The sequence below is a fragment of the Lysinibacillus sp. IITD104 genome, assembly GCF_036698265.2.
Taxonomy (GTDB): domain Bacteria; phylum Bacillota; class Bacilli; order Bacillales_A; family Planococcaceae; genus Lysinibacillus; species Lysinibacillus boronitolerans.
This window is the reverse complement of sequence record NZ_JBAHYH020000001.1, coordinates 3,453,718-3,467,721: the sequence shown is the minus strand read 5'-3', so window position 1 is coordinate 3,467,721 and position 14,004 is coordinate 3,453,718. Positions and strand designations below refer to the sequence as shown.

General features: G+C 38.6%; 14 protein-coding genes. All 14 read left to right on the top strand.

What is annotated here, in order from left to right; genetic code table 11:
* Nucleotides 1–13 precede the first annotated feature (13 nt).
* Entirely contained in the window at nucleotides 14–247 is a 234-nt protein-coding gene (locus V1L66_RS17720) for a KH domain-containing protein (protein ID WP_004269410.1), read from the top strand.
* Nucleotides 248–621: 374 nt separating this feature from the next.
* On the top strand, nucleotides 622–1,137 hold the full coding sequence (gene rimM / locus V1L66_RS17715) for a ribosome maturation factor RimM (RefSeq protein ID WP_333005790.1): 516 nt from the start codon (nucleotides 622–624) through the stop codon (nucleotides 1,135–1,137).
* Complete coding sequence (gene trmD, locus V1L66_RS17710) at nucleotides 1,137–1,874, top strand: tRNA (guanosine(37)-N1)-methyltransferase TrmD (protein ID WP_026023516.1); 738 nt, start codon at nucleotides 1,137–1,139, stop codon at nucleotides 1,872–1,874. The genes rimM and trmD overlap by 1 nt, the downstream gene beginning before the upstream one ends.
* Nucleotides 1,875–1,990: 116 nt before the next feature.
* Entirely contained in the window at nucleotides 1,991–2,335 is a 345-nt protein-coding gene (rplS, locus tag V1L66_RS17705; RefSeq protein WP_004269407.1) for a 50S ribosomal protein L19, read from the top strand.
* A 105-nt stretch (nucleotides 2,336–2,440) separates the two neighbouring features.
* Nucleotides 2,441–3,010: a signal peptidase I gene (gene lepB, locus V1L66_RS17700; RefSeq protein WP_036080510.1), complete on the top strand. Its 570-nt coding sequence runs from the start codon at nucleotides 2,441–2,443 to the stop codon at nucleotides 3,008–3,010.
* 56 nt (nucleotides 3,011–3,066) lie between these two features.
* Nucleotides 3,067–3,945, top strand: coding sequence for a ribosome biogenesis GTPase YlqF (gene ylqF / locus V1L66_RS17695; protein ID WP_258859565.1), 879 nt, complete (start codon nucleotides 3,067–3,069; stop codon nucleotides 3,943–3,945).
* Between the two features lie 164 nt (nucleotides 3,946–4,109).
* The gene (locus V1L66_RS17690; protein WP_258859564.1) at nucleotides 4,110–4,871 is read left to right on the top strand and encodes a ribonuclease HII; all 762 of its coding nucleotides are present in this window, start codon (nucleotides 4,110–4,112) and stop codon (nucleotides 4,869–4,871) included.
* Between the two features lie 56 nt (nucleotides 4,872–4,927).
* Nucleotides 4,928–6,817 carry a hypothetical protein gene (locus V1L66_RS17685; protein WP_312124001.1) on the top strand — a complete coding sequence of 630 codons (1,890 nt, stop codon included), beginning with the start codon at nucleotides 4,928–4,930 and terminating at the stop codon, nucleotides 6,815–6,817.
* Nucleotides 6,814–7,116, top strand: coding sequence for an EscU/YscU/HrcU family type III secretion system export apparatus switch protein (locus tag V1L66_RS17680; RefSeq protein WP_312124000.1), 303 nt, complete (start codon nucleotides 6,814–6,816; stop codon nucleotides 7,114–7,116). Before V1L66_RS17685 ends, V1L66_RS17680 begins: the two co-directional genes overlap by 4 nt.
* A 162-nt stretch (nucleotides 7,117–7,278) precedes the next feature.
* On the top strand, nucleotides 7,279–8,439 hold the full coding sequence (gene sucC, locus V1L66_RS17675) for an ADP-forming succinate--CoA ligase subunit beta (RefSeq protein WP_036080495.1): 1,161 nt from the start codon (nucleotides 7,279–7,281) through the stop codon (nucleotides 8,437–8,439).
* A 17-nt stretch (nucleotides 8,440–8,456) separates the two neighbouring features.
* Entirely contained in the window at nucleotides 8,457–9,359 is a 903-nt protein-coding gene (sucD, locus tag V1L66_RS17670) for a succinate--CoA ligase subunit alpha (protein WP_004229280.1), read from the top strand.
* Nucleotides 9,360–9,557: 198 nt separating this feature from the next.
* Nucleotides 9,558–10,454: a DNA-processing protein DprA gene (dprA, locus tag V1L66_RS17665; protein ID WP_258859562.1), complete on the top strand. Its 897-nt coding sequence runs from the start codon at nucleotides 9,558–9,560 to the stop codon at nucleotides 10,452–10,454.
* A 91-nt stretch (nucleotides 10,455–10,545) separates the two neighbouring features.
* Nucleotides 10,546–12,624 (top strand): type I DNA topoisomerase, encoded by a 2,079-nt coding sequence (gene topA / locus V1L66_RS17660; RefSeq protein WP_016994084.1) that lies wholly within the window; start codon nucleotides 10,546–10,548, stop codon nucleotides 12,622–12,624.
* 19 nt (nucleotides 12,625–12,643) lie between these two features.
* Complete coding sequence (gene trmFO, locus V1L66_RS17655; RefSeq protein WP_036080490.1) at nucleotides 12,644–13,957, top strand: FADH(2)-oxidizing methylenetetrahydrofolate--tRNA-(uracil(54)-C(5))-methyltransferase TrmFO; 1,314 nt, start codon at nucleotides 12,644–12,646, stop codon at nucleotides 13,955–13,957.
* The last annotated feature ends 47 nt before the right edge of the window (nucleotides 13,958–14,004 follow it).

The following is a 14,004-nucleotide window of genomic DNA, read 5'->3' as shown; positions in this document are numbered from 1 at the left end:
GGGGGCGACGTCTTTGAAGCAGCTGATTGAAGCAATCGTTTTACCGTTAGTCGATTATCCAGAAGAAGTTCGTATAGAGACGGATGAAAATGCAAATCGAATTGTTTATAAACTTTTTGTTCATCCAGAGGATAGAGGGAAAGTCATAGGCAAGCAAGGGCGAGTAGCAAAAGCGATTCGTACAATTGTTTATTCAGCGGCAGGTAGTCACCATCAAAAGAAGACCTACGTCGATATATTGGATTAATAGAAAAGATTTTCACGCTCTTGCAACAAGTACTAGTGAGTCCTGATAGGTGTGTTTACATGTCGCTTAGGAGTTCGAAGTGGCCTTTTAGTATGAAGCGTAAAATCTGGACGAAAAAGGAGGGAGCTTGTAGGTTCCTTCCTTTTTTTATCTTTTTTTAACATCAGCATATCGCTATGACTTCTATTTAAGTGGAAATTAAAGCTTGAATAAGGAGTATAGCTAAAGGATATTGCTTATATTATTCTTAACAAGACAAATGAGTCTTAGCTAAAACAACATTCTTCCAAAGCGCATTTGCAAGAACGGAACCTTTTTTGGATAAGCGAGATGCATTGTGGAGATAAGCATGTTTTTTACGAGGTGAAAGTAGAATGGAATGGTTTAATGTAGGTCGAATTGTCAATACGCACGGTATTCGTGGTGAGGTACGTGTATTATCGACAACAGACTTTGAAGAAGAGCGTTTTGCGGTAGGAAATAAGCTTGCTGCCTTTAAAAAAGACGATAAGAAGCCAACCTGGGTAACGATTGAGTCTATGCGTCGTCATAAAAACATTATTTTATTAACTTTTGAAGGCATGAACAATATCAACTTGGTTGAGCCATTTAAAGAAGGCATGCTGAAAGTGACTAAAGATCAAATGACTGATGATCTTCTTGAAGAAAATGAGTTCTTTTTCCATGAAATAATAGGCTGCACAGTTATTTCTGAAGAGGGCGAAACAATCGGTGTTGTGACAGAGATCCTGCAAACAGGGGCAAACGATGTTTGGGTAGTAAAAGGCTCTAAGAAAGAACACTATATCCCTTATATAGAAGATATCGTGAAAGATATTGATGTTATGGACAAAAAAATAGTCATTCATGTTATGGAAGGCTTATTATGATGAATATTCATGTATTGAGCCTGTTCCCGGATATGTTTTCAGGCGTTTTTGGTGCATCTATTTTAAAGAAGGCACAAGAAAAGGGTGCTGTAAAGTTAGAGGTAACGGATATTCGTACATTTTCAGGGAACAAGCATAATCAGGTTGACGACTATCCATATGGTGGTGGTGCAGGTATGGTATTAAAGCCTGAACCGATGTTTAGTGCAGTAGAGGCTATAACGGCAGATAAACAGCCACGTATCATATTAATGTGTCCTCAGGGTGAACGCTTTACGCAGAAAAAAGCAGAAGAGCTAGCGCAGGAAACAGAGTTGGTGTTCTTATGTGGTCATTATGAAGGCTATGATGAGCGTATACGTCAGCACCTCGTGACAGACGAAATTTCCATTGGCGATTTTGTCTTAACAGGTGGGGAATTAGGGGCTATGACTGTTATTGATAGTGTAGTTAGATTGTTACCTGGTGTCTTAGGGCAAGAGGATTCACATATCCAGGATTCTTTTTCAACGGGTCTACTTGAGCATCCACATTATACACGACCTGCTGAGTTCCGTGGCATGAAGGTACCTGATGTTTTATTATCGGGGAATCATGCTAAAATCGAGCAATGGCGAGAGGAACAGTCACTGAAAAGAACTTTTGAGCGCCGTCCAGACTTACTGGAGCAATATCCATTAACAGACAAGCAAAAATTGTATCTAGAAAAACTAAAAAACAATCATCTAGATGCTTGATTGCCGACCCTATTTATGATAACATCTAATCTGTACTTCTATGTGAAGTACTGAATTACGGTGTTCCGCTGTGGCATAGATTGCGTGCAAGAGCATCTGTCTAAGGAGAGAAAACAATGTCAAACATTATTGCAGAAATTACAAAATCTCAGCTTCGCTCTGATCTACCAACTTTCCGTCCTGGTGATACTGTTAAGGTACACGTGAAAGTAGTAGAGGGTACTCGTGAACGTATCCAAATTTTCGAAGGTGTAGTAATTAAACGTCGTGGTGGCGGAATTAGCGAAACTTTCACAGTTCGTAAAATTTCTTACGGTGTAGGTGTTGAGCGTACATTCCCTGTACACACACCAAAAATCGCTAACTTAGAAGTTGTACGTCGCGGTAAAGTACGTCGTGCTAAACTTTACTACCTACGTAACCTACGTGGTAAAGCTGCTCGTATTAAAGAAATTCGATAATTATGACTTAAAAGTGAGGGGCTTGTGTTCAAGCCTCTTTTCTTTTTGCTTGTCATCTTTATTCACTATCATCTAAAATGGTGTTAGACAAGGGGGCAATTCTCAATGGAAAAACAAGTGAAAGAAAAAAATGAATTATGGGAATGGACAAAAGCACTATTAATTGCATTTGCGATTGCTGCAGTTATTCGATATTTTTTATTTACACCCATTGCAGTTGATGGAGAGTCCATGATGCCAACCCTTGAAGATGGCGATCGAATGATTGTGAATAAAATTGGTTATAAAATAGGGGAGCCAAAACGCTTTGACATTGTTGTATTTCATGCACCTGAACAAAAAAATTACATAAAGCGTGTAATTGGATTGCCAGGAGATACACTAGAGTATAAGGATGATCAATTGTATATAAATGGTGAGCCAATTGATGAACCCTATTTAGATGCCTATAAAGCGCAAATTACTGAGGGGACCTTAACAGAAGATTTCACCTTAAATGACATTGATGTTTCCTTGGATAGCAATACCATTCCTGAGGGGTATATCTTTGTTATGGGGGATAATCGTCGATATAGTAAAGACAGTCGACATATTGGCCTTGTTGACCAGAAAGAAATTATTGGTAATACCAGTCTGATTTTCTGGCCGTTTAGTGACATAAAAATTGTAAAGTAATGCATGAAAGGGAGAGCAAAATTACTCCCTTTTCTTTTAGTTTAGGAGGTATAGCTGTGACGATACAATGGTTTCCAGGGCATATGGCTAAAGCCCGACGTGAAGTAACTGAAAAATTAAAGCTTGTCGATATTATATTTGAATTAATAGATGCACGTTTACCGCTATCCTCACGTAATCCGATGATTGACGAAGTCATTAACCAAAAACCTCGTCTTTTAATCTTAAATAAAGCGGATATGGCAGATGAACAAGAAACACGGAAATGGGTAGAGTATTTTGCAAAGCGTGGTCATAAAGCAGTAGCCATTAACTCACTTGAGGGCAAGGGCTTACAGCAAGTCACGAAAGCGGCACAAGAAATTTTAAAAGAAAAATTTGATCGCATGAAAGCAAGAGGAATGAAACCTAGAGCTATTCGTGCCATGATTGTGGGCATTCCGAACGTGGGCAAATCCACATTGATTAATCGCTTAGCGAAAAAAAATATCGCTAAAACGGGCAATACACCAGGTGTGACAAAAGCACAACAATGGATCAAAGTAGGTAAAGAGCTTGAACTATTGGATACACCAGGTATTTTATGGCCAAAGTTTGAGGATCAAGAAGTAGGCTTTAAATTAGCTTTAACTGGAGCTATTAAGGATACTATTACAAATATGGAAGACCTAGCTGTCTATGGGTTACGATTCTTATCTAATCATTATCCAAAGCGTATGGAGGAGCGTTACGGTCTCGAGTTTATCCATGAGGAGTTAGTGGATACTTTTGACCATATTGGTAAGCTACGTCGTGTATTTGGTCCTGGTGGAGAAATAGATTATGATCAAGTGGCCCAACTAATTGTTCGAGATATCCGTGGATTACAATTAGGTAAACTTACCTTTGATTTTGTGGACGAGCAGTTAGAAAAAGAAACAACTGAACAACTATAAGGATTTGAAACTGTCACACATTCTTTTGTGGCAGTTTTTCTTTTAGGAATACATTTTTTAACCGATAATGATGATAGAGAGGAAAATAGTTTTCGAGTTAAAGAGACTACATAAGAACCGAACATGATATAGTTTGATTGAATAGAAGTAAGAAGGAGTACACAATGAAAACCATTAAGGAAATTACAAGTGCATTGAAGGCTGCTGAGGAATGGCAAGATTGGATGAAAGAAATTGCAGCGGATGAAAGAGCAGGTGTACAAAAGGCATGGCTAACTTGGCAAAAGAGACAGGATAAAAAACGTCAATTACTGCAAGAGCACCAAAAAAAAGTTGCATTCGATTTAAGCTATGGGGGAACTGATGCATTTATTGCGGGTGTAGATGAAGCAGGACGGGGACCACTAGCAGGACCAGTCGTGACGGCAGCTGTAATTTTACCGACAAATTGTGAGGCACTTGTTGGTCTGAATGACTCAAAGCAATTATCGAAAGATAAACGAAACGGCTTTGCAACATTAATTAAAGAGCATGCCATAAGCTATTCAATTCATTTTCAACCTGCCGAACAAATTGATGAACTGAATATATATGAGGCAACAAAACAATCTATGAAGGCAAGTGTTGAATCATTATCGACCAAGCCTGATGTTGTTTTAATCGATGCTATGACATTACCTATTACAATTCCTCAAGATTCGATTATAAAAGGAGATGCTAAGAGCTTAGCGATAGCAGCTGCATCCATTTTAGCTAAAACAGCACGGGATGAGTATATGGAGCAATTAGACGAGGAATTTCCGATGTATGGCTTTGGGCAACATGCAGGGTATGGGACAAAGCAGCATTTAAAAGCGTTAGAAGAGTTTGGACCGACTATTCACCATCGTAAATCATTTGAACCAATAAAATCTATGTTTTCATAAAGTTAAAATACGGTAGACAATTACACGAAGGAGTAATTGATGAAAGGAGTATGTATATGACAGCCACATCATTTAATCCGATTCAACTGCAGCAAAATGCAATAACTTCGACAAATCAACCACTTGCTTTAAAACAAGGACAAATATTTCACGGAACAATTAAGCAATTATATCCAGATCAAATGGCAGAAATACAAGTAGGTAATCAAAAATTTATAGCTAAACTCGAAGTGCCGTTAAAAGCTGGGGATGCCCATTTCTTTCAGGTAACAGGAACAAATCCACAAACGGAATTGAAAATAGTGACTGGACCAATGGCACAGGCAGCTACCCCTAGTCAGCAAATTAATCAGTTATTAGAATCCATGAATTTGCCTAAATCAGCAGAGATGCAGCAATTATTAGGGCATTTTATGAAAGCGCAGCTACCCATTTCGAAAGAACAAATGTTGCAAGCTGAAATGTGGTTAAAGGCATTACCAGAGGGTATATCAAAAGTAGATGCTCTGCAAACCATTCAAAAAATGATAGAGCTTAAAATGCCTATGACAAATGATGTGTTTCAAGCATTGATGAGTGGTCAAAAGACTTCTGGTATGACCACTATCATGGATAACTTTGCTCAGCTTTTAGCGAAGGATACAGCTCTATCTGAGTCATTGAGGCAAAATTTAATGCAACAAATACAAGCGATTGCAAAGCCCTTTGAAGTAGAAACAGGTAGTGTTGTGCTTGCTAGGGTTTTACAAAGTTTAACCAATAGCGCTGCGACAATGAGTGAAAAAATGCAAGCTTTATCAATTTTAAAAGAGTCGGGGATTCTGCCTCAGCAAGCTACATTGCAAAACTGGTCAAATATGAATGAAGCAAAAGCCTTTCAGCCAATGCAGCAAGCTGGTCAAGTGATTCAAACCATACTTGCTACAAGGCCAGAAAATGCTAGTCAACTAGTGGAGCAACTTAAATCCTGGACTGGAAGTCAAAATTTATTAACCAATGAGCAAAAACAGCAAATCAATCAACTGGTGGATCGTTTTAATCAGTTACCAGTAACAAAACAAACGTTAGAGGTTTTTGCTAAACAAATGCAGGATCAGTTATTAAAAGCATTTACTCAAAATACAGCTGATCGTTTATTTACACAGGATGCCCATGCACTTTCGGTGAAAGATCATTTGTTATCCCTATTTAGGCAAGAGGCCAATTCTCCTTCACAGAATGAGGCATTCATGCGCAATCTTGTAAAAAATAGTATTGATTCTTCGCAACCATTCATACAACAAGTTGTAACGCAAGCAGATGCACTAGTGCAAAATTCAATGGATAGTAAAGCAATGGAACATGCTCTTAAAACGGTGTTGAAAAATTTGGGAATTAGCTATGAGGCAACACTAGGGAACAAGTCTGCTGATTTACACATGATTGCACATCAGCTAAAACCACAGCTCCATACATTATTGCAGGAAACTAATATAACCCCTCAAATGAAGGAAGCGGCAGAGATGCTTATGACGCGTATGAATGGAATGCAGCTATCTTCAGGAGAAAATGGTCATCAACATCAGCTCATCATGCAAGTCCCACTTGAATTTTTTGGTAAGAAGATGGATGCAACCTTACAGTGGAATGGTCGCATGAAAGATAATGGCAAAATTGATGCTAACTATGCACGCGTTTTGTTTTATTTACAAATGGCTTCCATGCAAGAAACAGTGATTGATATGCAGGTTCAAAATAGAGTTGTCACAGTAACGGTCTTTAATGAAAATTCGGAAATTCAATCACTTGCCGAGCCGTTAAAGGCTGCCTTAAAAATTGGATTGGCAGAAAAAAATTATCAACTTTCAGGTGTGTTTATTAAACAATTTGACAAAGGGCAAACAGAAAAAATAAGTCCTGTAGTAGAACAGCGAGAGGAGCAGAGTGGGGTGGATATCCGCGTATGAGCGAAGAAAAATTTACCCGAAAAGAGGCAATTGCGCTTACCTATAAGCTTGGTCAATTTGATAGTCCCACTGTTGTAGCAAAGGGAAAAGGGAAAATTGCAGAAAATATTTTAGCCCGCGCAAATGAGCATAATGTGCCGATTTATGAGGATCCTAACCTTGTGCAGTTGCTTAGTCAATTAGATTTAAACGAGTCTATTCCTGAAGAATTATATCAGGCTGTAGCTGAAGTTTTCGCATTTATTTATCGTTTGGATCAACAACATGCACGAAAATATAGAAAAAATGAATTATTCTGATTATTTTTGCAAGCTGTTTTAGTACACAAAATAGAAAAAAGCGTCATAATAAGAGAGAAAATTCGAACTAAAGACAAAGTGTAGACTTTATCAGAATCTTTCGTTAGAATAGTCTATGTTAGTAAAACAATTCTATGCAAATGTTTGATGGGAGGATGTATTATGAATATCCATGAATATCAAGGGAAAGAGATTCTGAGAAAATATGGTGTAGCTGTACCAAACGGAAAAGTTGCTTTTTCCCCTGATGAAGCAGTAAAAGTAGCGAAGGAACTTGGCTCAAACGTAACAGTAGTCAAGGCGCAAATCCATGCAGGTGGACGCGGTAAAGCAGGCGGTGTCAAAATCGCTAAAAACCTTGACGAGGTGCGCACATACGCAAAAGAGTTATTAGGAAAAATTTTAGTGACTCATCAAACAGGTCCAGAAGGAAAAGAAGTAAAACGTTTGTATATTGAAGAGGGTTCTGATATCCAAAAAGAATACTATTTAAGTCTAGTATTAGACCGTGCCACATCTCGTGTTACAGTAATGGGATCTGAAGAAGGCGGTATGGATATTGAAGAAGTAGCGGAAACGAATCCGGAGAAAATCTTCAAAGAAGTAGTAGATCCTGTAGTTGGATTAACAAGCTTCCAAGCACGTCGTATGGCGTTTAATATGAATATTCCAGCAAACCTTGTAGGGAAAGCTGTTAAATTAATGTTAGGCTTATATCAAGCATTTATCGACAAAGATGCATCAATTGTAGAAATTAATCCTCTTGTTGTAACTGGGCAAGGCGAGGTTGTAGCACTAGATGCTAAATTCAATTTTGATGCTAATGCATTATATCGACATAAGGATATTGTCGAATTACGCGATTTCGACGAAGAAGATGCAAAAGAAATCGAAGCATCAAAATATGACCTAAGCTATATTTCATTAGATGGAAATATTGGCTGTATGGTAAACGGTGCTGGTCTTGCGATGGCAACGATGGATACAATTAGTTATTATGGCGGAAGCCCTGCTAACTTCCTAGATGTAGGGGGCGGTGCAACAGCTGAAAAAGTAACAGAGGCTTTCAAAATTATCCTTTCTGATCCAAACGTAAAAGGCATTTTCGTTAACATCTTTGGTGGAATTATGAAGTGTAACATTATCGCTGAGGGTGTAGTAACGGCTGCTAAAGAGATTGGTTTAGCTGTGCCATTAGTTGTACGCTTAGAAGGTACAAATGTTGAACTTGGAAAAGAAATTTTAAATGCGTCTGGTTTAAACATCGTTGCAGCGGATTCAATGGCTGACGGTGCACAAAAAATTGTGGGACTAGTAGGCTAAGGAAGGCAGGGAGAACAATGGCTGTATTTATTAACAAAGATACGAAGGTAATTGTACAAGGGATTACGGGCGAAACAGCTCTTTTCCATACGAAGCAAATGCTTGAGTATGGTACTAAAATCGTAGCAGGTGTAACACCAGGTAAAGGTGGACTTGAAATCGAGGGAGTTCCTGTTTTCAATACAGTAGCAGAAGCTGTAGCTGCAACAGGTGCTACAACTTCAGTTATCTATGTACCTGCACCATTTGCGGCAGATGCAATTTTAGAAGCTGTTGATGCTGAATTAGAATTAACAATCTGTATCACAGAGCATATTCCTGTCCTTGATATGGTTAAGGTTAAACGTTATATGGAAGGCAAAAACACTCGCCTAGTAGGTCCAAACTGTCCAGGTGTTATTACAGCTGATGAATGTAAAATTGGTATCATGCCTGGCTATATTCATACAAAAGGCCATGTAGGAGTTGTTTCTCGTTCCGGTACATTAACATATGAAGCAGTACATCAATTAACACAAGCTGGAATTGGTCAAACAACTGCAGTAGGTATTGGTGGAGACCCTGTCAACGGTACAAACTTCATTGATGTACTTGAAGCCTTTAATAATGATCCAGAAACTTACGCAGTGGTTATGATTGGTGAAATCGGTGGTACAGCTGAGGAAGAAGCAGCTGCATGGATTAAAGCAAATATGACAAAACCTGTTGTAGGCTTTATTGGTGGACAAACTGCACCTCCAGGAAAACGTATGGGTCACGCTGGTGCTATCATTTCTGGCGGTAAAGGAACAGCAGCGGAGAAAATTAAAGCAATGAACGAAGCTGGTATTGAAGTTGCAGAAACACCTTCTGTAATTGGTGAAACATTGATTAAAGTAATTAAAGAAAAAGGGCTATACGAAAAGTGTAAAACCCATTAAAATGGAAGATGTAGCCATTACGGCTACATCTTTTTCATTATTTATACACTGTTTATCATACTTCATTCAACAATTACCTACTTACTTATGAAGAAATCAACAATTTTGTGGCAGATGTTATAAATAATAATGAAATGTTGTGTTGAAAATTATCATGCGGTCATTTAATTTCTTCTATTATAAAAGGAGGTTTATTGAATGATCCTAGCAGTAGATACGCAGAGATTACTAGCCTTACATTATGTATACCCATTACCACTTCAGAAACTTCAGAAATTGTTGTCTCCTGTGAATTTTTTAAGCACTTTTGAAGACATTCATTATGACGACATCGCAAAGGTTTTACAAATATCGGCACATAAAGCATATCAACTTTCTCAGCGCTTTCGACAAATTATGACAACACCACTTGAAGAGGCCTATGAACGGGCTCATATTTTCCCCATCCCGTTTTATCATCCCTATTTCCCAGCGCAATTATTTGAAATATCAAGTCCACCTACTGTATTGTATGTGAAAGGTCAATATTCCCTGTTAACAAACAAAAAACAGATAGCTATTATAGGCTCTAGGAAGGCGACAGCGTATTCGAAAAGAGCGATAGACTTAATTGTCCCACCTCTTGTTCAACGTGATTATACGGTTGTTAGTGGGCTTGCAAGAGGTGCAGATACAATGGCACATAGGGCAACAATGGATATGGGCGGTCATACAATAGCAGTGCTTGGACATGGTTTTAATTATCTCTATCCAGCAGAAAATCGCATTCTTGCTACACAAATGGCAGAGCACCAGTTATTAATGACAGAATATCCTCCTTATATGAAGCCTGAAAAATGGCATTTCCCAATGCGTAACCGAATCATTAGTGGTTTATCGCAAGCATTAGTTGTGACAGAAGCGGCATTAAAAAGTGGCACACTCATTACGACAGAGCTTGCATTGGAGCAAGGAAAAGATGTATTTGTGGTGCCAGGTCCTATAGACGCAACTCAATCGAAGGGGACAAATCAATTGCTTTTAGAAGGAGCAATTCCGATAGTGAATGGTCATCAAATCATTGAAACAATGGACCTCTTTTCTAACAAAAATTGAAAAAAAGTTGCATTATCTTAAAATCTGTTATACATTTTGCAACAGGTAACTTAAAAAATTAGTAATAGACCTCGCTAAGGGGGAGACATAGATGGCGGATTATTTAGTGATTGTAGAATCACCAGCAAAAGCAAAAACAATTGAACGGTATTTAGGAAAGAAATATAAAGTGAAAGCGTCGGTTGGACACGTACGAGATCTTCCACGTAGTCAGATGGGCGTTAGCGCTGAAAATAATTTCGAGCCTAAATATATTACGATACGTGGTAAAGGACCTGTGTTACAGGAATTAAAGTCTGCAGCTAAAAAAGTAAAGAAAGTTTATCTAGCGGCCGATCCAGACCGCGAGGGAGAAGCAATTGCTTGGCACCTTGCGACTGCATTAAATATTGATATTCACTCAGATTGTCGTGTTGTATTTAATGAAATAACTAAAGATGCGATTATAGAGTCTTTTAAAAATCCACGTCCAATTAACATGGATTTAGTAGATGCGCAGCAAACAAGACGTATATTGGACCGACTTGTTGGCTATAACATTAGTCCGATTTTATGGAAAAAGGTGAAAAAAGGTTTATCAGCGGGTCGGGTACAATCTGTAGCGCTACGCATGATCATTGATCGTGAAAATGAAATTAAAAACTTCCAACCAGAAGAATATTGGACAATTGAAGGAACGTTTGAAAAAGGAAAAAAATCATTTGATGCTCTTTACTATGGAAATGGTAAAGACAAAATAAAATTAACAAATGAAGCACAAGTAAAGGCAATCTTAAAAGATGTTAAAGGAACAAACTTTGATGTTGTCAATGTAACGAAAAAGGAACGTAAACGTAATGCAGCACCAGCCTTTACAACATCATCGTTACAGCAAGAAGCAGCACGAAAATTAAATTTCCGAGCTAAGAAGACCATGATGCTAGCACAGCAATTATACGAAGGTATTGATATTGGAAAAAAAGAGGGAACAGTCGGGTTAATCACTTATATGCGTACCGATTCCACACGTATTTCTGATACGGCAAAAGCAGAAGCGGTTACCTATATTGAGGGGAAATATGGCAAAGAATACATTGCAACAGAGATAAAGCAAACCAAGAAAGCTTCAAATGCACAGGATGCTCATGAAGCGATACGTCCAACAAGTACAATGCGGACACCAGATGAATTAAAGGCAGTACTTAGCCGTGATCAGTTACGCTTATATCGCTTAATTTGGGAGCGCTTTATTGCAAGTCAAATGGCACCAGCAGTACTTGATACGGTAGCTGTAGATCTTCAAAATGGTGATGTTTTATTCCGTGCAAACGGCTCACAAGTTAAATTCGCAGGCTTTATGAAACTATATATTGAAGGTACTGATGATCAAACAGAAGAGACAACAAAACTTTTACCTGAGATGGAAATTGGTGATCAAGTAAAATCGCTTGAAATTGAGCCTAAACAACATTTTACACAGCCACCACCACGATATTCTGAGGCGCGACTTGTTAAAACAATGGAAGAACTAGGAATTGGGCGCCCGTCCACATATGCACCGACCCTCGATACAATTCAGCGCCGTGGCTATGTTGTATTAGATGCTAAACGCTTTATGCCAACAGAGCTGGGCGAGATCGTACACCAACTCGTACTAGAATTTTTCCCAGATATCATAAACATCGAATTCACAGCACAGATGGAACAAGATTTAGATGATATTGAAGAAGGTAATCGACAATGGAAAAAAGTTGTGGAAGAATTTTATAAGGACTTTGAAGTCCATGTAAAACATGCGGATGAGGCTATGGAAAAGGTTGTCATTAAAGATGAGCCTGCAGGTGAAGACTGTGAACTTTGCGGATCTCCAATGGTCTTTAAGCTCGGACGATATGGCAAATTTATGGCTTGTTCTAATTTCCCGGATTGTAGAAATACAAAAGCGATTATGAAGCCTATTGGTGTGAAATGTCCTTCCTGTGAAACGGGCGAAATTGTGGAGCGAAAAAGTAAAACAAAGCGTCTATTCTATGGTTGCAATCAGTATCCTGAATGTGAATTTGTTTCATGGGACAAGCCAATTAATAGACCATGTCCAAAATGTAGTGCATTATTAGTAGAGAAAAAGATAAAAAAAGGTGTGCAAATTCAATGTACGAAATGTGACTATGAAGAAGCACCAACTCAATGATAGGAAGATGGTAAGAAACATGACTGAACAAGTAGTAAATGTAATAGGAGCAGGACTTGCAGGTAGCGAGGCAGCTTGGCAAATTGCTAAGCGTGGTATAAAAGTTAAACTTTATGAAATGCGTCCTGTAAAGCAGACTCCAGCCCACCATACTGATAAATTTGCGGAACTTGTTTGTTCTAACTCATTGCGTGCAAACGGGTTAACGAATGCTGTAGGCGTTATAAAAGAAGAAATGCGTATGTTAGATTCTGTTATCTTAAAGGCAGCAGATCAATGTTCAGTACCTGCTGGAGGCGCTCTAGCAGTAGACCGTCACGAATTTGCAGGGTATGTAACTGATGCTGTGAAAAACCATCCACTTGTGGAGGTTATTCATGAAGAAGTCACAGAAATTCCAGAAGGTATTACAGTTATTGCAACAGGACCATTAACTTCAAAAGCTTTGGCTGAAAAAATTCAAGGTTTAACTGGCTTAGACTATTTATACTTTTACGATGCAGCAGCACCCATTATCGAAAAAGATAGTATAGATATGAATAAAGTTTATTTAAAATCTCGTTATGATAAAGGGGAAGCGGCTTATTTAAACTGTCCTATGACAAAGGAAGAATTCGATCGTTTCCGCCAAGCACTAATCGAAGCGGAAGTTGTGCCATTAAAGGAATTTGAAAAAGAAATTTACTTTGAAGGTTGTATGCCAATTGAAGTAATGGCAGCTCGTGGAGAGAAAACGATGTTATTTGGTCCGATGAAGCCAGTTGGTCTTGAGGATCCAAAAACAGGAAAACGTCCTTACGCAGTTGTTCAACTTCGTCAAGACGATGCAGCAGGCACGCTTTACAACATTGTTGGCTTCCAAACGCATTTAAAATGGGGTCCGCAAAAAGAAGTACTACAGCTCATTCCTGGGTTAGAGAATGTAGAAATTGTGCGTTATGGCGTCATGCACAGAAATACCTTCATTAATTCACCGAAAGTTTTAGAAAAAACATATCAACTTCGTGAGCAAAAGAATATTTTCTTTGCAGGTCAGATGACAGGTGTAGAAGGCTATGTTGAATCAGCAGGTAGTGGATTAATTGCAGGAATTAATGCAGCTCGTTTAGCATTAGGACAAGAGCCAATTATTTTCCCATTCGAAACGGCATTAGGAAGCATGGCGCGTTATATAACAGAAGCACAGTCGAAAAACTTCCAGCCTATGAATGTAAACTTCGGCATCTTCCCGGACTTACCACCTGGTCGTCGTTCTAAACCAGAGCGTGCGGAAATGCATGCAACACGCGCAATAAGCACAATTCGAAATTTTGTGAATTCACAAACAATTTAATTGCCAAAAGCCTCTAAAAGTTGATATACTCTTAGAGGCTTTTTCTT

What these genes read in the sequence shown, in the direction of transcription:
- rimM (WP_333005790.1), top strand. Translation starts at nt 622, where the DNA reads ATGGAATGGTTTAATGTAGGTCGAATTGTCAATACGCACGGTATTCGT.
- trmD (WP_026023516.1), top strand. Translation starts at nt 1,137, where the DNA reads ATGAATATTCATGTATTGAGCCTGTTCCCGGATATGTTTTCAGGCGTT.
- rplS (WP_004269407.1), top strand. Translation starts at nt 1,991, where the DNA reads ATGTCAAACATTATTGCAGAAATTACAAAATCTCAGCTTCGCTCTGAT.
- lepB (WP_036080510.1), top strand. Translation starts at nt 2,441, where the DNA reads ATGGAAAAACAAGTGAAAGAAAAAAATGAATTATGGGAATGGACAAAA.
- V1L66_RS17690 (WP_258859564.1), top strand. Translation starts at nt 4,110, where the DNA reads ATGAAAACCATTAAGGAAATTACAAGTGCATTGAAGGCTGCTGAGGAA.
- V1L66_RS17685 (WP_312124001.1), top strand. Translation starts at nt 4,928, where the DNA reads ATGACAGCCACATCATTTAATCCGATTCAACTGCAGCAAAATGCAATA.
- V1L66_RS17680 (WP_312124000.1), top strand. Translation starts at nt 6,814, where the DNA reads ATGAGCGAAGAAAAATTTACCCGAAAAGAGGCAATTGCGCTTACCTAT.
- sucC (WP_036080495.1), top strand. Translation starts at nt 7,279, where the DNA reads ATGAATATCCATGAATATCAAGGGAAAGAGATTCTGAGAAAATATGGT.
- sucD (WP_004229280.1), top strand. Translation starts at nt 8,457, where the DNA reads ATGGCTGTATTTATTAACAAAGATACGAAGGTAATTGTACAAGGGATT.
- dprA (WP_258859562.1), top strand. Translation starts at nt 9,558, where the DNA reads ATGATCCTAGCAGTAGATACGCAGAGATTACTAGCCTTACATTATGTA.
- topA (WP_016994084.1), top strand. Translation starts at nt 10,546, where the DNA reads ATGGCGGATTATTTAGTGATTGTAGAATCACCAGCAAAAGCAAAAACA.
- trmFO (WP_036080490.1), top strand. Translation starts at nt 12,644, where the DNA reads ATGACTGAACAAGTAGTAAATGTAATAGGAGCAGGACTTGCAGGTAGC.